This is a genomic window from Curtobacterium sp. PhB78 (assembly GCF_003751685.1).
GTDB lineage: Bacteria > Actinomycetota > Actinomycetes > Actinomycetales > Microbacteriaceae > Curtobacterium.
On the sequence record NZ_RKIA01000001.1, the window covers coordinates 101,532 to 123,431 of the forward strand.

A 21,900-nucleotide genomic window follows, 5' to 3' on the forward strand; every position below is an offset into this window, starting at 1 on the left:
AGGCCATGGAGCGTTCGGAGATCCTCGCCGCGGCTGCCGCCGCGCACGCCGCCCGCATCGCAGAAGAAGGCGGTGACGACGGCGCTGCTCGTGAACGGGCGGAGAGTGTCCGGCGCCGGGCCGACGGCCTCACCGACCGGTACGACACGGTCGAGGGCGCGAGCGAGTCCGCTGCACGTGACGCCGCGCGCCGGAGAGCGGGCGAGGCCGACCGCGCGGCCTCCCGGACCGAGGGCGTCCTGTCCGACTGGCACCGCATGGGCACCCGACGCGGTGTGACGCCGGACGCCCAGGTGCGCACGGCGTGGACGGTCACCGGGGTGCCCGAACGCGGCGACGCCCGGGCGCTGGCGAACGTCCTGCTCTCGACCGCGGGGCACGCGGGCCGGGTGGCCGATGCCGCGCGACGCAACCCGGCGCTGTCCGGTGCCGCGAGTGCAGCTGCCCGACGGACCGTCCGGCGCTACACCGACCACGGCGCGGACATCGCGTCGCTCGGTGACGTGCTGGGGGACAGCCAGGCGCCCGATGAGTCCTGACGCTTACCCGGAGTGCGTTGGACCGCTCCCGTCCTGATCAGGCGTTATGTGGACCGATCCAATCGTCCTGACGACAGAATGTCCAATTGACAGGACATGGATCCGGGTTACCATCGGTGCACGCACTGAAGCGCGATCACCGACGAAGGAGTCACCGAATGGTCGACATCAAGCCGACAGCCCCGACTGTCGCACTACCCCCGATCGGGACCGGACCACACCGACGCCGCCTCGGCGTCCTGGCCCTGGTCGCCACGTTCGGCGGCCTGCTCTTCGGGTACGACACCGGTGTCATCAACGGTGCGCTCCTCCCGATGAAGGAAGAGCTCGGCCTGACGAACCTCACCGAGGGCATCGTCACGAGCTCGCTCCTGTTCGGTGCCGCGATCGGCGCCATGCTCGGTGGCCGGATCGCCGACGGCTGGGGTCGTCGCAAGACGATCATCGCCCTCGCGGTGACGTTCTTCTTCGGCACCCTGATCTGCGTCTTCGCCCCGGTGTTCGGCGTGATGGTGGTCGGTCGTGTCCTGCTCGGTCTGGCGGTCGGCGGTGCCTCCACCGTCGTCCCGGTGTTCCTCGCCGAACTCGCGCCGTACGAGATCCGCGGTTCGTTGTCCGGCCGCAACGAACTCATGATCGTGATCGGGCAGCTCGCCGCCTTCGTGGTGAACGCCTTCATCGGGACCATCTGGGGTGAGGGCAACGGGGTCTGGCGCGTCATGCTCGCCGTCTGCGCGCTGCCCGCGATCGCCCTGTTCGTCGGCATGTTGCGGGTGCCCGAGTCGCCACGGTGGCTCGCGTCGAAGGGTCGGTACGACGAAGCCCTCTCGGTGCTGCAGCAGGTCCGCACCACGGAGCGTGCGACCGCCGAACTCGACGACATCAAGCGCACGAACGAGTTCGAGCAGAAGGTCCAGAAGGTCAGTGGCTGGCGCACCTTGCTCGGCAACAAGTGGCTCATCCGCATCGTGCTCATCGGCGCCGGCCTCGGTGTGGCCCAGCAGCTGACCGGGATCAACTCGATCATGTACTACGGGCAGACCGTGCTCATCGAGTCCGGCTTCCAGGCGTCGGCGGCCCTCATCGCCAACATCGCCCCCGGCGTGATCGCCGTGGTCGGTGGCGTCATCGCGCTGTACAACATGGAGAAGATCAACCGCCGGACGACCCTGATCATCGGGTTCTCGCTGACGACGGTCTGCCACTTCCTGATCGGCATCGCCTCGGTCGCGCTGCCCGAGGGCAACCCGGCCCGCCCGTGGGTGATCCTGTTCCTCGTCGTCGCGTTCGTCGGCTCGATGCAGACCTTCCTCAACATCGCCGTGTGGGTGGTGCTGTCGGAGATCTTCCCGACCCAGATCCGCGCGCTCGGCATGGGCATCTCGGTGTTCTGCCTCTGGATCGCCAACGCGTTCCTCGGGCTCTACTTCCCGACGATCGTCGCCGCGACCGGCATCACCGGGACGTTCTTCGGCTTCGGCATCGTCGGTCTGCTCGCGCTGCTCTTCATCTGGAAGTTCGTGCCGGAGAGCCGCGGCCGCACCCTCGAAGAGGTGGAAGAGGGCGTCACCACCGGCAACATCTTCACGGTCCCGCAGAAGGCGTCGCGCGGCTAGGTCGCGCACGTGGCGCGGTGATCGCGCGTTCAGACGGCGAGGGAGGACGGTGCCAGCTGGCACCGTCCTCCCTCGCAGGCTCGGTCGGCGCGCCCCGCGCAACGCTTCGCGTTGCCGCTGAGCGGGGCGCGCCCGTCCGTAGTTCGGTCGCGCTACGGGCGCAGGAGCACCTTGCCGACGCGGCCGGCGGTGTCCGAGGCGCGCACAGCGTCGCGGACGTCCTCGAACGCGAAGGTCTCGGCGACGGGGAGCGTCAGCGAGCCGTCGAGCACGCGGGTGATGAGCTCGCCGAAGAGCTGGCCCTTCGTCTCGGCCGGCATCGTCTTGCTGACGACGCTGCCCCAGAAGCCCTTCACGGTGAGCTGGCCGAAGATGACCTTGCCGGACGGGATCTCGAGCGTGGGCGAGGCCATCGCGCCGAACACGACGAGGGTGGCGTTCTCACCGAGCACGCTGGCGATGTCGCCAGCGGCCTTGCCACCGACGGACTCGACACCGGCGACGATCGGGGCGCCTCCGGTGATCGCGGCGACCTGGTCCTTCCAGTCGTCCGCGTCGGTGGCGACGATGCGCTCGATGCCCTGCTCGCGCAGCTCCTCGACGCCGGCGGCGCGACGCACCAGGCCGATGACGTTGATGCCGCGGGCCGCGCCGAGCTGGGCGACCATGCGCCCGACGGCACCGTTCGCGGCGTTCTGGATGAGCCAGTCGCCCTCGTGCAGGTCGAGTGAGTGCAGCAGGCTGATGGCGCTGAACGGCATCGAGACGAGCTGTGCTGCGGCCTCGTCGGTCATGGCGTCCGGCACCGGGACGAGCCCGGCGGCGTTCGCGGTGTAGTACTCGGCCCAGACGCCGAAGGCACCGCCGGCGACGCGCTGGCCGACCGTCAGGTTCGTGACGCCCTCGCCCAGGGCCTCGACGACGCCGAGCGCCTCGGTGCCGGAGGGGGCGGGCAGCTCGGGCTTGAAGCCGTAGGTGCCGCGGACGGTCCACAGGTCGTGGTTGTGGATGGGGGAGAGGACCGTGCGGACGAGGACCTCGCCGGCGCCGGGCGTGGGGACCGGGCGCTCCTGGACGCCGAGGACCTCGGCGGGCTCGGCGAAGGTCTCGTGGACGACGGCGCGCATGGTGGTGGGGGTGGTGGTGCTCATGGGTCAGTCCTCCGAGACGACGATGGTGACGTCGATGTTGCCGCGGGTCGCGTTCGAGTACGGGCAGACCTGGTGGGCTGCGTCGGCGAGTGCCTGGGCCTGGTCGTGCTCCAGGCCGGGGATGACGACCTCGAGCATGACGGCGAGCTGGTAGCCGCCGTCGCCGTTCGGGCCGATCTGCACGCGGCCGCCGACGGACGAGTCGGTGATCTTCACCTTCTGGCTGCGGGCGACGCCCTGCAGTGCGGAGTGGAAGCAGGCGGCGTACCCGGCGGCGAAGAGCTGCTCGGGGTTGGCGCCGTTGCCGGAGCCACCCATCTCCTTCGGGATGGCGAGGTCGAACTCGACCGTGCCGTCGCTCGTGGCAACGTGGCCGTTGCGGCCTTCGCCGGTGGCCAGGGCCTCGGCGGTGTAGAGGGCTTCCATGGTGTTCCTTCCTTCGTGGGGTCAGTGGTCCGCGGCGGCGCGGTCGGGCGTCGCGGCGGTGTCGTTCGTGGCCGCGGCGTGCATCGTCTCGGTCAGCCGGTGCAGGGTCGCGATGAGCTCCGTGGCGGCCTGCTCGTCGGGGAGCCCCATGCCGGCGGCGATCGTCGCCGGGATGTGCGCGAGGTCGGCACGGATGGTGCGGCCGCGGTCGCCGAGCGTGATCGTCACGACGCGCTCGTCGGCGCTGCGGCGCTCGCGGCGGACGAGCTCGGACTGCTCCATGCGGCGGAGCAGGGGCGACAGGGTGCCGGAGTCGAGCTGCAGGTGGTCGCCGAGGCTCGAGACGGTCTGGTCACCCTCGATCCACAGGGTCACGAGCACCAGGTACTGCGGGTAGGTCAGTCCCCAGGGTTCGAGCAGCGAGCGGTACGCCTGCGTGGTCGCGCGGCTCGCTGCGTAGAGGGAGAAGCACACCATCTCGTCGGTCACGGGCATGCCACCAGGATCGCACGCAACTCGGTTGTGCACAACCCAACACGTGCTCCGGCGCGGACGGTTAGGCTGACGTGACCCACGATGACCAGCAGCGACCTCGACTCCACCACGACCCCCGGCTCCGGGACCGCGTCGTCCCACGGCAAGACGATCCTGATCGGTGAGCACGCCGTGGTCTACGGCGCACCCGCACTCGTCCTGCCGGTGCTCGACGCCCGGGTCGTCGCGACCGTGAGCCCCGTCACCGCCGGCGTCGACGAGGCCACCGGCACGGTCGTCGGGCACACCCTCGAGTCCACGGTGCACACGGGGCCGCTCGACCTCGCACCTGCAGCAGTGATGCCGACCGTCACCGCCGTCACCGCGACGCTGCGGCACTTCGGGGTGACCGACCGGCACTTCCACGTCCGGGTCGAGAGCGAGGTCCCGACCGCCCGGGGCATGGGCTCGAGCGCAGCGGTCGCCGCCGCCGTGACGGCAGCCGTCGCGGACGCCCTCGGCGAGTCCCTCGACGCCGAGACCCACCACGACCTCATCCAGGAGTGCGAGCGGGTCGCCCACGGCCGTCCGTCAGGACTCGACGCCCGCGGTGTCGTCGCCGCGGTGCCGGTCTGGTTCGAGGGTGGCCGCATCGAGCCCGTCGCCCTCGGGGCCCGCTTCACCTTCGTCGTCGCCGACACCGGTGTCCCCGGCCACACCCGGCAGGCGGTCGCGGCCGTGCGGGAACGGCACGACCAGGACCCGGTCGCCGTCGACGCGGTCATCGACCGGATCGGCGCGCTCGCACGGCAGGCACGGGGGACACTCGAGGCTGGCGACGCACAGGGGCTCGGTGCCACGATGGACGCCGCGCACGACCTGCTCAGCGCACTCGACGTGTCGAGTGCCGACCTGGACCGGCTCGTCGACGCCGCACGTGCTGCGGACGCCCTCGGCGCGAAGCTGACCGGCGGCGGGCGGGGCGGGTGCGTGCTCGCACTCGCCGCGGACGACGACCACGCGGACCGCATCGCGGCCGCACTCCGCGGCGCAGGGGCCGCAGCCACCTGGACCACCACGATCGGAGCCCGCGCTTGATGACCGCCACCGCCGTCGCGCACCCCAACATCGCCCTCGTCAAGTACTGGGGCAAGGCGGACGCGCAGCTCGCGCTGCCCGCCACGGGCAGCGTCTCCATGGGTCTCGACGTGTTCCCGACGACGACGACCGTCACGCTGGACGGCGGGTCCGGCGCCGGCCAGGAGGCCCGTGACCGGTTCACGCTGAACGGTCACGTCGTCGAGGACGGCGCCCTGGTGCGCGTGCAGCAGTTCCTCGACCTCGTGCGGGAGCTCGCCGGCAGCGACGCCCGCGCCTCCGTCGTGTCCGAGAACACCGTGCCGACCGGTGCCGGGCTGGCGTCCAGTGCGTCGGGGTTCGCGGCGCTCGCCACCGCGGCCTCGGCGGCGTACGGCCTCGACCTGTCCCCGCGCGACCTGTCCCGCCTGGCCCGACGCGGCTCGGGGTCGGCCACGCGGTCGATCCCCGGCGGCGTCGCCGTGTGGCACGCCGGTGACGACCAGGGGTCCTTCGCCGAGCCGATCCCGGCACCGCCGATGGCCATGGTGGTCGTGACGATCGACGCCGGACCGAAGCCCATCGGTTCGCGCGAGGCGATGCGACGCACCATCGCGACGTCGCCGTTCTACCCGGCGTGGGTCACGTCGACCACCGAGACCGTCGGCGACATGCTCGACGCCTGCGCAGCCGGCGACTTCACGCGCATCGGCGAGATCACCGAGAGCAACGCGCTGCGCATGCACGCCACGATCGAGGGCGCCTTCCCGCCCATCCGCTACCTCAACGCGCGCAGCGTCGCCGTGTTCGACGCCGTGGGCGAACTCCGCGCCGCCGGGCTCGAGGCCTACGCCACCGCCGACGCCGGCCCGAACGTGGTCGTGCTCTGCCGGCCCGAGGACCGCTCCGCCGTGGCCACCGCGCTGGCGTCGTTCGGCGACGTCATCGAGTCCGGCACCGGACCTGCCGCTCGGGTGCTCCGCTCCGAAGAGATCGGGGTCGCCGCAGCGAGCGACAGCCCCGACCAGAAGGAGTCCGTGCAGTGATCGAGTTCCGCGCCCACGGCAAGCTGTTCGTCGCCGGCGAGTACGCCGTCGTCGAGCCCGGCCAGCCGTCCGTCCTCATCGCCCTCGACCGCGCCATCACGGCACGCGTGTCCGAGGCGCACGGTGCGGGCAGCGTGCACTCGGAGGAGTACGGCCACCTGCCGCTGACGTGGACGCGCGACGAGGACGGCCTCGCCCTGGACCGCGAGCACCACCCCTACGACTACGTGATGGCGACGATCGACCTCGTCGAGAAGCTCCGCGCCGAGCGGGGGATCGCCCCGCGCTTCCACGACCTGCGGATCGAGAGCCAGCTCGACGACGCCAGCGGCCGGAAGTTCGGGCTCGGGTCCTCGGCGGCGGTGACCGTCGCGACCGTCGGTGCCCTCGACCGTTTCTACGGCATCGGCCTGACGCAGCGGCAGCGCTTCCAGGTCGCCCTGCTCGCCACCATCCGGGTGAACCCGCGGGCCTCCGGCGGGGACCTCGCCGCGAGCACCTTCGGTGGATGGCTGCGCTACAGCGCCCCGGACCGCGACCACCTCGCGTCGTTCGTCGACGAGCGCCGCGTGTCCGACATCCTCACCGACGCCGCCGCGTGGGCGGGCTTCGACGTCCAGCGGCTGCCGGCCCCCGAGAACCTGCAGCTCCTGGTCGGCTGGACCGGCTCGCCGGCCTCGACCACGAAGCTCGTCGGTGTGGTGCGTCGGCACCGCAACGGCGGGTACCAGGCGTTCCTCGACGAGAGCCGCAGCTGTGTCGACGACCTGACCACGGGCCTCCAGACCGGCGACGCGGAGCAGACGCTCGACGCGCTCCGACGTGCCCGGGTGCTCATGCAGCGCCTCGGCGACTCGGTCGGGTCGAAGATCGAGACCGAACGCCTCGCGACGCTGTGCGACGTCGTCGAGGCGGCCGGCGGAGCGGCGAAGCCGTCCGGCGCCGGCGGCGGCGACTGCGGCATCGCACTCGTCCCCGCGGACATCGACCCCGCCGGCATACACCGCGCCTGGGAGGCGCACGACATCAGACACCTCAGCGTCGCGGTGCGAGCACCAGAAGGAGCCCTCGATGAGTGACCTGCTCACGCCGATCCCGACCAAGTGGGTCGGACCGATCCGCATCAGCGGCAACGCGGTCCAGGGCGAGCACGAGGTCCCGCTCGCCACGTACGAGTCGCCGCTCTGGCCGTCCGTCGGCCGCGGCGCCCGCATCTCGCGCATGGTCGACGACGGCATCGTCGCGACCGTCGTCGACGAGCGCATGACCCGCTCGGTCGTCGTCCGAGCAGCCAGTGCCGCTGCGGCGCACGTCGCTGCGGGGCAGATCCTCGCGCGACAGGACGAGCTCGAGGCGCTGGTCGCCGGGCAGAGCCGGTTCGCGAAGCTCATCGAGGTGCACCCCGAGATCGTCGGTGACCTGCTGTTCCTGCGGTTCGCCTTCACGACCGGTGACGCCTCCGGCCACAACATGGTCACGCAGGCGGCGGACAAGCTCCTGCCCGCGATCCTGGCGTGGCAGCCGGGCCTGCGCTACGTGTCCGTCTCGGGCAACTTCTGCACCGACAAGAAGGCCAGCGCAGTGAACGGCATCCGTGGTCGCGGCCGCAACACCATCGCCGAGATCGTGATCCCCGGCGAGATCGTCGAGAAGCGCCTGCGGTCGAGCACCGAACGCATCGTCGAACTGAACATCGCGAAGAACCTCATCGGCTCGACCATCGCCGGGGCACTCCGCTCCGCGAACGCGCACTACGCGAACATGCTGCTCGGCTTCTACCTGGCCACCGGGCAGGACGCCGCGAACATCGTCGAGGGTTCGCAGGGCATCACGAGTGCCGAGAACCGCGACGGCGACCTGTACTTCGCCACGTCGCTGCCGCACCTGATCGTCGGCACGGTCGGCAACGGCAAGGGCGGGGACCTGCCCGTCGTCGAGGACGCCCTGGTGCGCCTCGGCTGCCGCGAGGACCGCGAGCCCGGTGCGAACGCCCGTCGGCTCGCCGCCCTGTGTGCCGCCACGGTGCTGTGCGGGGAACTCTCGCTCCTCGCCGCCCAGACGAACCCGGGTGAGCTGATGGCCGCCCACGTCGCCATGGAGCGACGGGGCACGAAGCCGGCCGGAGGCGCAGCATGACGCGCATCGGCATCCACGACATCGCCATCGCGACCGGGCACCACGTGCTCGAGCTCGACGACCTGGCCGAGCGCCTCGGCGTCGACCCGGCGAAGTACCACGTCGGCATCGGCCAGGACGCCTTCAGCGTGCCCGCCCCGGACGAGGACATCGTCACGATGGGGGCCGCCGCGGCCAAGGAGGTCATCGACCGCCACGGTGTCGACGGCATCCGAACCGTGCTGTTCGCCACCGAGTCCGGCGTCGACCAGTCCAAGGCCGCCGGCGTCTTCGTGCACGGCCTGCTCGGCCTGCCGAAGAACGTCCGCGTCGTCGAGCTGAAGCAGGCCTGCTACGGCGGGATGGCCGCCGTGCAGCTCGCCCTCGGCATCATCGCCCGGGCACCGCACGAGCGCGTGCTCGTCATCGCCGCCGACGTCGCCCGCTACGACGTCGACACCGCCGCCGAGCCCACACAGGGTGCCGGTGCGGCCGCGATCCTGGTGTCCGCCGACCCCGACCTCATCGAGATCGAGCCGGCCGCCGGCGTCTTCACCGCGGACGTCGACGACTTCTGGCGTCCGAACGACCGCTCCACCGCGCTGGTCGACGGCCGTCTGTCCGTCAGCGCCTACGTCGACGCGTTCGTCGGCGCCTGGGACGACCTGGCGGACCAGGGCGGACCGGCGTACGAGGACATCGTGCGCTTCGTCCACCACCAGCCGTTCACGAAGATGGCGCTCAAGGCCCACCGGAAGCTGACGCAGCACGTGGGCGTGCCGTTCGACGAGTCGGAGCTGTTCGTCGGCTTCACGTACAACAAGCAGACCGGCAACACCTACACGGCGTCGCTCTGGATCGGGCTCGCCGCGCTCCTCGACCTCGACGAGGACCTGGCGGGTGAGCGCATCGCCCTGTTCAGCTACGGCTCGGGCAGCGTCGGCGAGCTCCTCACCGGCATCGTGCAGCCGTCCTACCGTGAGCACCGTCGCGTCGGCCGGGTCCGGCAGCTCCTGTCCGCCCGCGTCCCCCTGACCGTGGACGCGTACCGGGAGCTGCACGCGACCGGCGCCGCGACGAGCGACGACGTCGAGCGTCCGCGCGTCACGGCAGGGCCGTACCGCTTCGCCGGGGTGCGCGGCGGCGCGCGCCACTACGAGGCGACCGCGCAGGCCTGACCCCTCCGCGCAGGCCTGACTTCTCCGCGAAAGCGACAGATCTGTGCGGAACGTTCGCAGGGATCTGTCGCTTCCGCGTGACGGACGGGAGGCCCGTGGCGGCCCCGCCACGGGCCTCCCGTCCGTCCGCTGGTCACGTGGCGGACAGCACCTCGCGTTCCAGACGCTGGTAGCTGGTCTCCATGCCGTCGGTCATGCCGGTGGCCAGGATCATGTCGCGCTGCGTCCGGTCGGGGTAGGTGATGCGCAGCGTCAGGAGGGTGACGCCGTCGGCCTCGTCGAACTGCAGGTCGTTCGTGTTCGGCGGGAACGGCGCACCGGTCATACGCTCGGTGGACACCATCCGCCGCTCCGGTTCCACGACGAGGTTCTCGCCCTCGAACCCGAACGGCTCGCCCTCGGTGTCACCCGTCGGCGCCCACGCCTGCCGGAACGTGCCACCCGGCGTCAGGTCGTTCTCGTACACCGTCATCTCCCACCCGTCCGGTCCGAGCAACCACTGCCGGACGAGTTCGGGCTCGGTGTGCGCCCGCCACAGCAGGTGGCGTGGTGCTGCGAAGGCCCGCGTGATGCGGACGTGGGTGTCGTCGACGAGCTCGGTGACGGTGCCGTTGCCCAGGGCGTACTCGCGCAGGTCGGCGAGGACGGCGTCGAGCTGTCCGAAGGCCTGCTCGTAGCCCTCGACCATGCCCATGTCCACCATGGTCTCGAGGTCGGCGGTGGACCCGAACGACGACTGGACGGTTACACGCGACCCGGTTCCGACGGTCTCGAACGACAAGACGGTCTCGCTGGTCGGCAACCCGTCGTCGACCTCGCCGTCGGCGTCGGTGAAGAGGTCGCGGAACACGATGCGGTGTGGCTCGTCGACCGCTGTGACCTGCCAGACCGCGTGGAACCGCTCGCCCTGTGGTGACGTCATCCGGTAGTCGGCGCGGCCGCCGGGCCGCAGGTCGAACGAGGTGAAGGTGGCGGGGAAGCCGGGTGGGCCCCAGAAGCGTTCGAGCTGACGGGGATCGGCGAAGGCGCCCCAGAGGCGCTCGACCGGGACGGGGAACTCGGCGATGAGCGTCAGCGCGAGGGCCTCGGGATCGGTGTGGACGGACGTGGTGGGCATCATTGCTCCTTGTCGGTGTCGAGCAGGGTGTCGAGGCGGTCGAGCCGGCCCCGCCAGAGGTCGCCGTAGGCGTCGAGCAGGTCGCGCACCCGGGCGAGCTGCCCCGGTTCGGCGCGCACGATGCGGGTGCGGCCGCGTGCTTCCTTGCTCACGAGTCCGGCTCCTTCGAGGACGGCGACGTGCTTCTGGACGGCGGCGAACGACATCGAGTACGCGTCCGCGAGGTCACTGACGGACGAGGACCCGACGAGCGTGCGTCGGACGATGTCACGACGGGTCGCGTCGGCCAGTGCGTGGAACACCCGGTCGACCTCGGCGTCGGACAGTGCAATTCGTACAACCATTTGGTTGTACGTTACGACTGTCCACCCTCGTGCGCAAGGGGGACGTGCAGGTAGTCTGTCCGCGGAGATCGAAAGGGGCGATGCCAGTGGGCTCGAGCGCGTCGGACACCGTCAGTGCCCTCGTCGCGACCCTTCCTCCGTCGCCGAGGCTCCCGGACGTGGTCGCCGGGGTCGGTCGGTTCGTCGGCAAGCCGACCCGCGTGGTCGACGTCGACGGTCCGAGCTGGGGGCCGCTCACCGCGCTGGTGTCGCAGTTCGAGCACGAGAACCTCGTCCTGGTGCCGGCCGGCGCCCCCGAGCTGTACCGGATGCACTGCGTCCTGCACGAGCTCGGACACCTCGTGCACGGCGACGCCGGAGCCCCGACCACCACCTCGATCGCCGAGTTCGCCTCGGGCGGGCACGTGTGCCGCCGCGCCCTCGACGGCGACACCGGACTGGTGAGCATCTCGGACGACGACGAGCACTTCGCCGAGCGGTTCGCGTACGAGCTGGCGACCGTGCTGCTCGCCGGCAGCGCGAGCGCGGACGAGCGGGCCTACGGCTGATGGCCGTCCTGCACGCCGCCGCCTTCTGGTGCGCGGCGCTGATCTTCCTCGCCCGCACGCCCTACGTGCTGCGGAACCCACGTGGCCGCGCCGCCTGGGGTGCGACCGGCGTCGGTGCGCTCGGGCTGCTGACGCTCGGCAGCGTCGTTCCGCAGACCGTGCTCGACGGCGCCCTCGGGGGCACGAACCTCATCAACCTGGTGCAGAACGTGTGTGCCACGGCGGCCTTCTGGCTGATGCTCCGGGCGAGCACGTCCGACCTGCCGAAACGGCCGGGGTTGGCGAGCCCGCTCGCGCTCCTCGTGGTGGTCGTGGCCTTCGCCGTCCCGTTCTTCGCCGTGCGCGACCGGGGCGGCACCGACTTCCACTTCATCGTGCGGGAGATCCAACAGCCGGCGATGTGGCTCTACGGGTCGGTCTACATGGTCGGTGTCGGCGTGATCGCCGCCGCGACGCTCCGGTACGGCGTGCTGCGCAACCCGGTCGCGCTCGTGGTCTTCCGGGTGGGCCTGTCGCTCGTGGTCATCGCGAGCATCGACGAGCTCCTCTCCCTCACCGCCGACCACTTCGGGTGGTTCCCCGCTCCGCTGCGCGACGGACTCCGTCTGGGCTTCGACCCACCGTTCTACCTGGGCATCGTCCTCATCGTCGTCGCGATGGCGTCCCTGACGTTCCGCCGGTGGTGGCGGGACGTGACGTGCCGTCGGCACCACCGACGGCTCCGCCGCATCGCCCGGCGCCACGAACTGCGTACCGTCGAACGGGACGGCGACGTGCAGGCACGGACCTACGACCTCGTCATCGCGATCCGCGACGCCGAGGTGCAGGGCCGTACCCTCGACGACGCCGAACTCGCCCAGGTGCGCTCGGCGGAACTGACCCTGACCCGCAGTCTCGGAGGCTGATGCGATGACGATCGTCTGGTGGGTGCTCGGCGTGCTCGTCGTGCTGGCGGCGGCGTTCCTGCTCGTGGTGCGGAAGGTCGTCGGCAAGATCGTGCTGCCCGGCGGCGACCGCTGGACCCCGGTGCTCGAGACGACCGACGACTCGATCCGGCTCCCGATCACCGACGACACCGTGCGCCCGGGGGAGTACGGCCTGTGGCACGACGGTACCGGGCACACCACGGTCGGACCGGTGCTCGACGTCGACGAGGCCGCCGGCACCGTGCGGCGTGCGGTGGTCCGGACGACGGGCGACGTGTCGACACGGGTGCGGTGGAGCGGGCACGTGCACCCGGACCCCGCCGCGATGGACGTCGACTGGGCGGAGGTCGACCTGGCGACGCCCGTGGGACCCGCGCCGGCCTGGGTCATCCGGCCCGGCGGCCCCGAGGCCGCGCCCGCCGCCACCTGGGCCGTCCACGTGCACGGCATCCGCACCACCCGCGTGACGGCGCTCCGGACCGTGCCGGCGGCACTCGAGGCCGGCTGGACCTCGATCGTCCCGTCGTTCCGCGGCGACGGCGAAGCGCCCTGGCAGGGCCGCGCCTCGCACCTCGGTGCCCGTGAGTGGCCCGACGTCGAGGCCGCACTCGACCACGCCGTCGCGAACGGGGCCGAACGGCTCGTCATCGTGGGGTGGTCGATGGGCGCGACGATCACCCACGAGCTGCTGGCACGGTCGGCGCACCGCGACCGGTTCGTCGGACTGGTCCTCGTGTCACCGGCGCTCGACTGGGCGACCACGGTGCGCTCCCAGGCCGGTCGTGCCGGGCTCCCCGGGTTCGTCGTCGGTGCCGCGCTCCGGGCGATGGCGCTGCCGCTCGTGTGCCGTCTCGTCGGGCTCCGTTCACCCGTGGACGTCCGCGCGCTCTCCTGGTTGCACACGCCGCGGAGCCTGCCGCCGACCCTGCTCATCCACTCGTCGGGGGACACCACCGTGCCGTTCGCCGTCAGTCGGGAGTTCGCCGACGCGCACCCCGACACCGTGACGTTGGCGGTCAGCGAGCCCGCCGAGCACGCCTGGGAGCGGAACGTCGACGCCGTCTGGTTCGACACCACGATCACGACCTGGGCGAGATCGCTCGACCACACCGGCACCATGGAGTAGAAGGGGCCATGGGTCAGCTCATCTACGACGGCCAGCCGCTCGACCTCCGCATCGACGACCGTGCCATGACACACCTGCAGATCGTGATCGTGAACATGCTCCGGCGTGATCACCGGTTCGCGTTCTCGTGGAAGGACGACGTCGTCCACGGCAACGGCCGCAGCACGATCTGGTTGAACCCCAACGTCGGCCTGCACTTCAAGTTCTCCGGCAGCCGGGTGCCGTCGATCAACCGCAGTTGGCTCGAGGACCTCTACGCCTCGGCCACGTCCGGGTCGGGGCTCGTCCTGACGCCGGAACCGCCGGACACGAGCACGGCGGCCGACTCGGCGTGGTCGCGAGCGGTCGCACCGGGGGACGCCGACGACGCTTCGGGGACACCGAGCGGTAGCACGGCTGAGTGATTCCCGTCAACGGGTTCCGAAGATCCGCCGATCGTCGTAGCGTTTCTGTACCGCGGATCAGAGTCGTCCCTTCGGGCCGGCATCCAGGGAGCCGGTGATGGCAACGAACCGCGGCAGGAGGGGGACCCGAATGACCGTGACGCAGTGCGCGCCCGGCGCCGACCAACCATCGGCGATCGAGTGGCGAGCACGACGGGAGTCCCGGATCAGGAGACTCGTCGTCCAGGAAGCCGGGTCATCGCACCCGGGTCCTTGCGTCACGCCACTGGGCTCGTCGGTCAGGCCTCACTGACCGGCACCCTTCCACAGGACGCCCCGGCAGTCGGATTCGGGTTCCGCTACCGGGGCGTTCTGCTGCCCGGGCGTCCTGCTGCCCGGATCGGGCGGGCACTGCTGGCTCAGTAGACGTCGCGGACGTACCGCTTCGTGCGGCGCAGGTCGGCCAGGTACGACAGCGCGTCGTCCTCGTCCCGCCCGCGGCCGGTGCGGATGACGTCGAGCAGCGCGGCCTCGACGTCCTTCGCCATCCGCGAGGCGTCGCCGCACACGTACACGTGGCCGCCGTCCTCGAGCCAGGCGAACAGCTCGGCGGACTGCTCGCGCATCCGCGTCTGCACGTAGACCTTCTCGGCCTGGTCGCGTGAGAACGCCAGGTCGAGGCGGTTCAGCACGCCCTGCTCCTGCAGCTCGGTGAGCTCGTCCTGGTAGACGAAGTCGGTGTCGCGGTGCTGGTCGCCGAAGAACAGCCAGTTGCGCCCCGTCGCACCGGCCGCGGCCCGCTCGTGCAGGAACCCGCGGAACGGGGCGATGCCGGTGCCCGGACCGATCATGATCATCGGTGCGGACGCGTCGGCCGGCACGCCGAACGACGCGTTCGGCTGCAGGTAGACGTCGACCGTACCGTCGGGGTCGACCCGGTCCGCCAGGAACGTCGACGCGACACCGGCGTACATCCGGTGCGGGTCGCCGTACCGGACGGACGCGATGGTCAGGTGGATGCGGTCCGGGTGCGCCAGCGGGCTCGACGAGATCGAGTACTGGCGTGCCTGCAGCGGGCGCAGGTTCGGCAGCAGCTCGTCGAGTCCGGGAGCGGCCGGTCCGGCGTCACGCAGCAGGTCGAGGACGTCACGGCCCCACAGCCAGCGGTCCAGTTCGTGCTTGTCGCCGTGCGAGACGACCGCGGCGAGTTCGCTCGCCGGGGCGCGCTGCACGAGGTCCGCGATGAGGTCCTTCGACGGCGTGCGGACCTCGCGGTCGCTCCGCAGCACCTCGGTGATCGGTCGGCCGTCGAACGACTCGCCGCCGTTCGCGCCGACCTGCTCGAGCAGCTCCGCGACGAAGACCTCGTCGTTGACCGGCACGACCGCCAGGGCGTCGCCGGCGGCGTACTCGATGCCGGAGTCGCCGAGGTCGAACTCGTAGTGCCGGATCTCCTTCGCGCTGCGCGGCGAGGAGAGCAGCCGGTTCTCGGCCAGCCGCGACGGGTACGGGTTGCGCTTGTTCCACTGCGACCCCGGCCGGGAGGCACGGCCCGCGCCCGCCCCGCCGGTCACGGCGGCACCGCCGTCGGCACCACTGCCCGTGGTCGCGCCGGGTGCGCCCGTCGCGCCGGCCTCGGCAGCGAGCCGGTCGAGCACGGCGGCGCTCCAGAGTGCGGCGGCGTCCTCGAAGTCGACGTCGCAGTCCACGCGGTCGTGCACCCGGGTCGCGCCGAGCTGCTCGAAGCGGGTGTCGAGGAGCTTGCCGGCCTGGCAGAACTCGTCGTAGCTGGTGTCCCCGAGGCCGAGGACGGCGTACTGCAGTCCCTCGAGCCGCGGCACGGTGGACGCCTGGACCGCGTCCCAGAACAGGCCGGCGTTGTCGGGCATCTCGCCCTCGCCGTACGTCGAGGTGACGACGAGCACGTGGGTCATCTCGGCGAGCTGCTCCGGGGTGACGGCGTCGAGTGCAGCGGCACGGCCACCGAGCCCGCGGGCCTTCGCCCCGGCGACGAGCTCGTCGGCCAGGAACTCCGCGTTGCCGGTCTGCGTGCCGAACAGCACGTCGATCGTCGTCGTGGGGGCGGCGCCGGACGCCTTCTTGCCGGCGGCGGCGATGCCCGCGATGAACCCGGCCAGCCAGGACTCCTGGGCAGCCGAGAACGGTGCGTCGACGGGGATCAGCGATCCGGTCGGGGGGAGCAGGCTCACGCGGACACCGCCTCGGTCGGCGCCTGGGGTGCACGGCGGGCGATGTCCTCGAGCGCCGCGGTGGCGAGCAGCTCGTCGAAGCGGGCCTCGCGGACGCGGCCGTCGTTCTTGGCGTTCTGGTGCATGATCCACCCCGTGGTGCCCGGTGCGTCCATGCTGCGGTTGTTCCGCTGCGTGAGCGCACGCTTGTAGTCGTCGAGCCGCTTGATCGCGATGAGCGTCGCGAGCTGGTCGTCCGCGAACCGGTCGAGCGTGCCGCGCAGGTACTTCACGACGCGCTGCTTCACCGAGAAGTCCTCGGTCAGGACGAGGTTCTTCACCGCTTCGGTGACGCGGGGGTCGTTCGGACCCGCACCGGGGACGCGCTCGAGGGCGACGTCCTGGGCGACACCGAGCACCGTGTACGACGACAGCAGCGAGAACATGTCGTCGCCCTGGTCGCCGAGGGCCGGGGCCCGGCCGTCGAGGACGGTGCGCTGGTCGCGGTAGTCGACCTTGAACGCACGGAGCTTGTCCGTGGCGATCGAGGACGCGAGCTCGTCGAGCAGCTCGGAGCGGGTGGCCGCCGCGAGGATCTCGCCGGCGTCCTGCGAGAGCAGCAGGGCGCGCGGCATGCCGACGAAGACGTGCTGCCGGGTGGTCTCCCAGTCGGCGAGCAGCCGCTCGGCCAGCGCCGACCCGGTCGCCTCGAGATGCCACTCGAGCAGCAGGCGCGCGCCGGCCTCGTGGAACGCGCCGCGCTCGGTGTCGGTGACGGGGAACACGAGGAGCGAGTCGGTGCTGGCGCGCTGGGCGACCTGACCGGACGGGTCGTACTGGTACAGGAACCCGCCGGACATGCCGTTGCCGAGCCCCTTGCCGAACGCGCCGAGGTTGAACACGGCGCCGCCCGTCATGTACTCGCACCCGAAGTCGCCGACGCCCTCGACCACGGCCGTGGCGCCGGAGTTGCGGACGGCGAAGCGGTCTCCGGCCTCGCCCTCGACGAAGGTGCGGCCGCCGGTGGCCCCGAAGAGCGCGAAGTTGCCGATCAGCACGTTCCCGCCCTGGTCGGCGCTGCCGCCGCCGGGCGCACGGACGATGATCCGACCGCCGCTCTGGCTCTTGCCGACGCCGTCGTTCGCGGTGCCGGTGTGCTCGAGCACGATGCCGTCGTTGTTGAACACGCCGTACGACTGCCCGGCCGACCCCTGGGTGCGGATCGTGACCGCACCGTCGACCAGCCGGCGGCGCCCGCGGTCGTCGGTCGCCACGGCGGGCAGCCCCTGGACGTCCTCGGCGCCGAACTCGTGGTTGAGCAGGCGCTCGACGTCGATGCCGAGCTGGCCGCCGACGGACTTGTCGCTGTTGCCGAGCAGGACCCCGTGCACGAGCACGTGCTCCTGGGCGTGGTCGACCAGCGCCGTGCGGATGCGCTCGAGCAGTGTGTCGTCGGTGTGGAAGTCCTTCTCCAGGTACTCCGGGTCCGTCACGACCTTCTCCGGCACCTGCGCGAGCAGGGCGCGGGCGTCCAGACGCCCGACGCTCGCCGGGTGGTCGAGGAGCTGCAGCAGGTCGGTGCGACCCCGTGCCTCGCGCAGCGAGCGCAGACCGAGGCGAGCGAGGATCTGCCGGACGTCGTGGGCGATGTTGAGCAGGTACTGCGCGAGGGCACGCGGGTCGCCCTCGAACGCCTCGGCGTTCGTGGTGAGGCCGGCCGGGCACTTCACGTTGCAGTTCTTCGCCATGACGCAGCCGAGCATCATGAGCGCGGTCGTGCCGAACTCGAAGCTGTCGCCGCCGAGCAGGGCGCTCGTCACGACGTCGGACCCCGTCTGGTGCGCGCCCGAGCACCGGAGCGTGACCTTGGAGCGCAGGCCGTTCGCGACGAGGGCCTGGTGGACCTCGGCGACGCCGATCTCCGCCGAACGTCCCGCGTACTTCAGGCTCGTGACGGCCGCGGCACCGGTGCCACCGGTGTTGCCCGCGACGTTGATGACGTCCGCACCGGCCTTGGCGACGCCGACCGCGATGGTGCCGATGCCCTCGGAGGACACGAGCTTCACGATCACCCGGACACGGGCGGCCTTGCAGTCGTGGATGAGCTGCGCCAGGTCCTCGATCGAGTACGTGTCGTGGTGCGGCGGCGGCGAGATGAGCTCGACGCCGGGGGTGCCACCACGGGCCGCGGCGATGTCCACCGTGACCTTCGGCGCGGGCAGCTGACCGCCCTCGCCGGGCTTCGCGCCCTGACCGATCTTGATCTCGAGTTCCTCGAGCATGGGGTCGGCGAGGTAGCCCGCCCAGATGCCGAAGCGACCCGAGGCGAACTGCTTGATCCGCGAGCCGCGGATGGTGCCGTAGCGGGAGTGGTGCTCGCCGCCCTCACCGCTGTTCGACATGCCGCCGACCATGTTCGTGCCGTGCGCCACCGCCTCGTGCGCGGTGGCGACGAGGGCGCCGTGGCTCATCGCGCCGGACGCCAGGGTCCGGGTGATCTCGTGCGCCGGCTGGACCTCGTCGAGCTCGACGCTGTCGGGCGCGCTCTCGAGCAGGGCGAGCAGGCCGACGGCCGCGCCGGTGGCGCGGAGCGTCACCTGGGTGGCGTCGACGGCGTCGACGTCGACCTGGCCCGGGTAGAGCAGCGCGAGGCCGTCTGCCAGGGCCTGGTGGCGCAGTGCACCCGTGGTCCCCGTGGACGCGAGGGCGAGGCGGAACCGCTCCGTGCCTCCCGGCAGGTCCTGGTCGTCCGTCGGACGCGAGCCGGACAGCCCGCGCACGGTGACGCTGGCGTTGCCGGTCGTCGAGAACCGACCCAGCTCGCGCGCGAAGTCCTCGGCCGTGTCGATGCCGGTGACGTCCGCGGGCAGGGCGAGCACGTCGCGGAGCGCAGCGGGACGGCGCGACCGCTCGTCGTGCGTGGTCTGCAGGAACGTGACGTAGCCCGGCGTGATCCGGTGCTGGTCGATCTCGGTGTCACTGAGGCGGTCGTAGCCGGTGTTGCGGTACGCGGCGTCGGTGATGCCGAACGAGTCGTCGAGCTGACCGAGCGTCAGCAGGCGCAGGGCGTCCGAGTCGCCGGAGCGCTCGAAGGCCGGACGCTCCTCGGTCATCCCGCCGAACCCGCGGACGCTCGCGACGCCGAACGAGTGGCCGGCACCGTCCGAGCGCTCCTTGAACAGGCCGAGCAGGGGGACCTGGCCCTCGGCCGCGACCGAGCGGGCACGCTCGTGCCAGTCCGTCGCCGCCTGGGCGATGCGGGCGAAGCCGACGCCGCCCACGGGGGCCTGCATGTGCGGGAACACCCGCGCCAGGACGTCGTCGCCGGTGTCCAGGTAGTTCGGCTCGAAGAACGCGCCACCGATGTAGCTCTCGGCGGTGCACAGACCGACGCGGCCCATGGTCTTCGCCAGCGCCTTCTCGGCGGCCTTGCGGAACTGCTTCAGCGCGAGGTCCGTCGCGGTGAGCTCACCGGCGGGGGCCGGCGCGGCGGGGTACTTCTCCTCGGCACGCAGGCGCGCGCTCAAGCTGTACACAGCCGAGGCGCCGAAGCCCAGGGCCGTCGCCACGTGGTGTGACGACGGCAGCTGACCGCTCTCGGCGACGACGGACACCCGCAGGCGCAGCCCGGTCTCGATGAGCCGCTGGTTCACGGCGGCCACGGCCAGGATCACGGGCAGGGGCGCACGGGCCGACGAGACCTCGCGGTCGGTCAGCACGGCGATGCCGCCGGACGTCCCCGCGAACTGCTCCACGGCGTCGCACAGGGCGTCCACGGCGTCGCGCACGGCGTCCGCGTTCGCCTGCTCGTCGCCGAGCACCGGCACGTAGAGCATGTCGAAGCGCTCGAGCGGCACGATGTCCTGGTCGCGCAGGCGCACCATGTCCAGGTGGCCGAGGATCGGCGACTGCACGACGAGCTGTCGGCTCGTCGAACCCGTGCCGTCCGGCTTCGCGCCGAGCGCCACGCGCATGCTCATGCCGTCGGCTTCACGGATCGAGTCGAGCGGCGGGTTCGTCACCTGGGCGAAGCGCTGCGAGAAGTACTTCGCCATGCCGCCCTCGGTGTCGCTCAGGGCGTTGATGGCGTTGCCGTAGCCCATCGCCGAGATCCGCTCCGAGCCGTTCTGCAGCATCGGGTCGAGCATGAACCGGAAGCTCTCCTGGTTCAGCGAGTACGCCACGTACCGGCCGGCGAGCGACAGGTCGCCCTCGTAGCCCAGGGTGGTCGTCGTGCGCTCGTAGTCCGGAGCGGGCAGGTCGTCGAGGTTCACACGCGCGGCGTCGAGCAGCGTGCCGTAGTCGCGGCGGGCCGCGAGCATGCGCAGCACCTCGTCCGTGCGCATCCGGGTACCGGTGCGGTGGTCGACGACGAGCATGCCGCCGGCCTCGATGCGGCCGCGGTGCACGACCTCGTCGGCGTCGAACATGACCTGACCGGCCTCGGACGACACCATCAGGTACTCGGTGGTCTCGACGGTGCGCAGCGGACGCAGCCCCAGGCGGTCCAGGCGCGCGCCGACCACGTCGCCGTCGCTGAAGATCACGGCGGCGGGGCCGTCGTTCTTCTCCTCGTACAGCGAGAAGTACTCGAGCATGTCCCGCACGTCGGCGGTCAGCGTGCGGTCGTTCTCCCACGCCGGCGGCATGAGCGAGACCACGGCCTCGACGATCTCGAGTCCGTCGTCGAACACGCGGCTCTGCAGCGTCTGGTCGAGGCGGCTCGAGTCCGACTGCCCGGGCGGGCGGACGATGCTGCGGGTGCGGGCACGCGCCAGCGCCTCGTCCGACAGCCGGTTCTTCCGGTCGGTGTTCAGCTCGCCGTTGTGCGCCATCAGCCGGAACGGCTGCGCCATCGTCGGGTGCGGCTCGGTGTTCGTCGAGAACCGGGTGTGGAAGTACAGCGTCCGCACCGAGTGCCGCGGGTCACGCAGGTCCGTGAAGTACCCGATGACCTCGCCCGAGTTCAGGCGGCCCTTCAGGATCTGGGTCCGGGCGCTGAGCGACAGCGGGTACAGGGCCGCGTGCTCGGCGCGCTGCTCGGCGGCCTCGCCGTAGGACACCGACTCGATCGCGAGCAGGGCGCGGTTCGCCGCCGCGTCGACCTCGGTGCGGTCCCACTGCTCGGGCGCGCGGAAGACCCACTGCACGATCGGCAGCTGGTACTGCTCGGCCTCGGGCCGGGCGACGGAGTGGTCCACCGGGACGTCGCGGACGACGAGCAGCTCGAAGCCCTGCTGCTCGATGGCGTCCGTGACGGTCTGCCGCGCACGGGCGCGCTCGGCGTCCGCCGCCGCACCTGCGCCGCTCGGCACGAAGCAGTTCGCGACACCGAAGTGTCCGGCGCGGAGCTCCTGGCCGGTGATGGCGCTGAAGAACTCCACCGACAGGTCGATGCTCACGCCGGCGCCGTCACCGACACCCTCGGCGGACTTGCCGCCGCGGTGGGGGATGGCGCAGAGCGCTTCGTCACCCTTGCGGATGACGTCGTGGTGGGGCGTGCCGTCGAGTCGGGTGATGAAACCGACGCCGCAGTCGCTCGATTCGCGGGCAGGGTCGTAGAGACCGAAAGATGTGGGGTTCACGTGTGCGGGTCCAGTGGGGCGTTGCCGGCAGCGGACGGCCAGGCTGCATCGATGGAGCGC

18 protein-coding genes are annotated in these 21,900 nt (G+C 71.5%); 11 read left to right on the forward strand and 7 right to left on the reverse strand.

Features of this window, described 5'->3' with window-relative positions; all coding sequences use genetic code 11:
- Positions 1-5: 5 nt before the first annotated feature.
- Positions 6-539, forward strand: coding sequence for a hypothetical protein (locus EDF53_RS00580; RefSeq protein ID WP_123291774.1), 534 nt, complete (start codon positions 6-8; stop codon positions 537-539).
- A gap of 158 nt (positions 540-697) precedes the next feature.
- The gene (locus EDF53_RS00585; RefSeq protein WP_123291775.1) at positions 698-2,155 is read left to right on the forward strand and encodes a sugar porter family MFS transporter; all 1,458 of its coding nucleotides are present in this window, start codon (positions 698-700) and stop codon (positions 2,153-2,155) included.
- Positions 2,156-2,307: 152 nt separating this feature from the next.
- On the opposite strand, the gene EDF53_RS00590 is transcribed toward EDF53_RS00585, so the two are convergent.
- Genes EDF53_RS00590 through EDF53_RS00600 form a run of 3 tightly spaced genes read right to left on the reverse strand, consistent with a single transcriptional unit; the run spans position 2,308 to position 4,227 of the window.
- A complete protein-coding gene (locus tag EDF53_RS00590; protein WP_123292283.1) occupies positions 2,308-3,282 on the reverse strand; it encodes a zinc-binding dehydrogenase in 975 nt (324 codons plus the stop codon).
- A gap of 27 nt (positions 3,283-3,309) precedes the next feature.
- Positions 3,310-3,732, reverse strand: coding sequence for an organic hydroperoxide resistance protein (locus EDF53_RS00595; RefSeq protein WP_123291776.1), 423 nt, complete (start codon positions 3,730-3,732; stop codon positions 3,310-3,312).
- A 21-nt stretch (positions 3,733-3,753) separates the two neighbouring features.
- Positions 3,754-4,227 carry a MarR family winged helix-turn-helix transcriptional regulator gene (locus EDF53_RS00600; RefSeq protein ID WP_185020884.1) on the reverse strand — a complete coding sequence of 158 codons (474 nt, stop codon included), beginning with the start codon at positions 4,225-4,227 and terminating at the stop codon, positions 3,754-3,756.
- A gap of 81 nt (positions 4,228-4,308) precedes the next feature.
- Here EDF53_RS00600 and mvk point away from each other — a divergent pair, with 81 nt between their 5' ends.
- Genes mvk through EDF53_RS00625 form a run of 5 tightly spaced genes read left to right on the forward strand, consistent with a single transcriptional unit; the run spans position 4,309 to position 9,622 of the window.
- Positions 4,309-5,304 (forward strand): mevalonate kinase, encoded by a 996-nt coding sequence (mvk, locus tag EDF53_RS00605; RefSeq protein WP_123291777.1) that lies wholly within the window; start codon positions 4,309-4,311, stop codon positions 5,302-5,304.
- Positions 5,304-6,329: a diphosphomevalonate decarboxylase gene (mvaD, locus tag EDF53_RS00610; RefSeq protein ID WP_260215143.1), complete on the forward strand. Its 1,026-nt coding sequence runs from the start codon at positions 5,304-5,306 to the stop codon at positions 6,327-6,329. The genes mvk and mvaD overlap by 1 nt, the downstream gene beginning before the upstream one ends.
- Positions 6,326-7,408: a phosphomevalonate kinase gene (locus EDF53_RS00615; RefSeq protein WP_123291779.1), complete on the forward strand. Its 1,083-nt coding sequence runs from the start codon at positions 6,326-6,328 to the stop codon at positions 7,406-7,408. The genes mvaD and EDF53_RS00615 overlap by 4 nt, the downstream gene beginning before the upstream one ends.
- A complete protein-coding gene (locus EDF53_RS00620) occupies positions 7,401-8,465 on the forward strand; it encodes a hydroxymethylglutaryl-CoA reductase (RefSeq protein WP_123291780.1) in 1,065 nt (354 codons plus the stop codon). Before EDF53_RS00615 ends, EDF53_RS00620 begins: the two co-directional genes overlap by 8 nt.
- On the forward strand, positions 8,462-9,622 hold the full coding sequence (locus EDF53_RS00625; RefSeq protein WP_123291781.1) for a hydroxymethylglutaryl-CoA synthase: 1,161 nt from the start codon (positions 8,462-8,464) through the stop codon (positions 9,620-9,622). Before EDF53_RS00620 ends, EDF53_RS00625 begins: the two co-directional genes overlap by 4 nt.
- 133 nt (positions 9,623-9,755) lie before the next feature.
- On the opposite strand, the gene EDF53_RS00630 is transcribed toward EDF53_RS00625, so the two are convergent.
- Complete coding sequence (locus tag EDF53_RS00630) at positions 9,756-10,739, reverse strand: SRPBCC family protein (RefSeq protein WP_123291782.1); 984 nt, start codon at positions 10,737-10,739, stop codon at positions 9,756-9,758.
- A complete protein-coding gene (locus EDF53_RS00635) occupies positions 10,739-11,083 on the reverse strand; it encodes a helix-turn-helix transcriptional regulator (protein WP_123291783.1) in 345 nt (114 codons plus the stop codon). The genes EDF53_RS00630 and EDF53_RS00635 overlap by 1 nt, the downstream gene beginning before the upstream one ends.
- 158 nt (positions 11,084-11,241) lie before the next feature.
- Here EDF53_RS00635 and EDF53_RS00640 point away from each other — a divergent pair, with 158 nt between their 5' ends.
- Genes EDF53_RS00640 through EDF53_RS00655 form a run of 4 tightly spaced genes read left to right on the forward strand, consistent with a single transcriptional unit; the run spans position 11,242 to position 14,087 of the window.
- On the forward strand, positions 11,242-11,631 hold the full coding sequence (locus tag EDF53_RS00640) for a hypothetical protein (RefSeq protein WP_123938427.1): 390 nt from the start codon (positions 11,242-11,244) through the stop codon (positions 11,629-11,631).
- Positions 11,631-12,536, forward strand: a complete 906-nt coding sequence (locus EDF53_RS00645; RefSeq protein WP_123291785.1) for a hypothetical protein — start codon at positions 11,631-11,633, stop codon at positions 12,534-12,536. Before EDF53_RS00640 ends, EDF53_RS00645 begins: the two co-directional genes overlap by 1 nt.
- Before the next feature lie 4 nt (positions 12,537-12,540).
- On the forward strand, positions 12,541-13,683 hold the full coding sequence (locus EDF53_RS00650; protein ID WP_123291786.1) for a S9 family peptidase: 1,143 nt from the start codon (positions 12,541-12,543) through the stop codon (positions 13,681-13,683).
- An 8-nt stretch (positions 13,684-13,691) separates the two neighbouring features.
- Positions 13,692-14,087 carry an ATP-dependent DNA ligase gene (locus EDF53_RS00655; protein ID WP_123291787.1) on the forward strand — a complete coding sequence of 132 codons (396 nt, stop codon included), beginning with the start codon at positions 13,692-13,694 and terminating at the stop codon, positions 14,085-14,087.
- 398 nt (positions 14,088-14,485) lie between these two features.
- Here EDF53_RS00655 and EDF53_RS00660 read toward each other — a convergent pair whose 3' ends face one another.
- Positions 14,486-16,276, reverse strand: coding sequence for a sulfite reductase subunit alpha (locus tag EDF53_RS00660; RefSeq protein WP_123291788.1), 1,791 nt, complete (start codon positions 16,274-16,276; stop codon positions 14,486-14,488).
- Positions 16,273-21,840 carry a glutamate synthase-related protein gene (locus EDF53_RS00665; RefSeq protein WP_123291789.1) on the reverse strand — a complete coding sequence of 1,856 codons (5,568 nt, stop codon included), beginning with the start codon at positions 21,838-21,840 and terminating at the stop codon, positions 16,273-16,275. The genes EDF53_RS00660 and EDF53_RS00665 overlap by 4 nt, the downstream gene beginning before the upstream one ends.
- Between the last annotated feature and the right edge of the window lie 60 nt (positions 21,841-21,900).

What these genes read in the sequence shown, in the direction of transcription:
- EDF53_RS00580 (WP_123291774.1), top strand. Translation starts at nt 6, where the DNA reads ATGGAGCGTTCGGAGATCCTCGCCGCGGCTGCCGCCGCGCACGCCGCC.
- EDF53_RS00585 (WP_123291775.1), top strand. Translation starts at nt 698, where the DNA reads ATGGTCGACATCAAGCCGACAGCCCCGACTGTCGCACTACCCCCGATC.
- EDF53_RS00590 (WP_123292283.1), bottom strand. Translation starts at nt 3,282, where the DNA reads ATGCGCGCCGTCGTCCACGAGACCTTCGCCGAGCCCGCCGAGGTCCTC.
- EDF53_RS00595 (WP_123291776.1), bottom strand. Translation starts at nt 3,732, where the DNA reads ATGGAAGCCCTCTACACCGCCGAGGCCCTGGCCACCGGCGAAGGCCGC.
- EDF53_RS00600 (WP_185020884.1), bottom strand. Translation starts at nt 4,227, where the DNA reads ATGCCCGTGACCGACGAGATGGTGTGCTTCTCCCTCTACGCAGCGAGC.
- mvk (WP_123291777.1), top strand. Translation starts at nt 4,309, where the DNA reads ATGACCAGCAGCGACCTCGACTCCACCACGACCCCCGGCTCCGGGACC.
- mvaD (WP_260215143.1), top strand. Translation starts at nt 5,304, where the DNA reads ATGACCGCCACCGCCGTCGCGCACCCCAACATCGCCCTCGTCAAGTAC.
- EDF53_RS00620 (WP_123291780.1), top strand. Translation starts at nt 7,401, where the DNA reads ATGAGTGACCTGCTCACGCCGATCCCGACCAAGTGGGTCGGACCGATC.
- EDF53_RS00625 (WP_123291781.1), top strand. Translation starts at nt 8,462, where the DNA reads ATGACGCGCATCGGCATCCACGACATCGCCATCGCGACCGGGCACCAC.
- EDF53_RS00630 (WP_123291782.1), bottom strand. Translation starts at nt 10,739, where the DNA reads ATGCCCACCACGTCCGTCCACACCGATCCCGAGGCCCTCGCGCTGACG.
- EDF53_RS00635 (WP_123291783.1), bottom strand. Translation starts at nt 11,083, where the DNA reads ATGGTTGTACGAATTGCACTGTCCGACGCCGAGGTCGACCGGGTGTTC.
- EDF53_RS00645 (WP_123291785.1), top strand. Translation starts at nt 11,631, where the DNA reads ATGGCCGTCCTGCACGCCGCCGCCTTCTGGTGCGCGGCGCTGATCTTC.
- EDF53_RS00650 (WP_123291786.1), top strand. Translation starts at nt 12,541, where the DNA reads ATGACGATCGTCTGGTGGGTGCTCGGCGTGCTCGTCGTGCTGGCGGCG.
- EDF53_RS00655 (WP_123291787.1), top strand. Translation starts at nt 13,692, where the DNA reads ATGGGTCAGCTCATCTACGACGGCCAGCCGCTCGACCTCCGCATCGAC.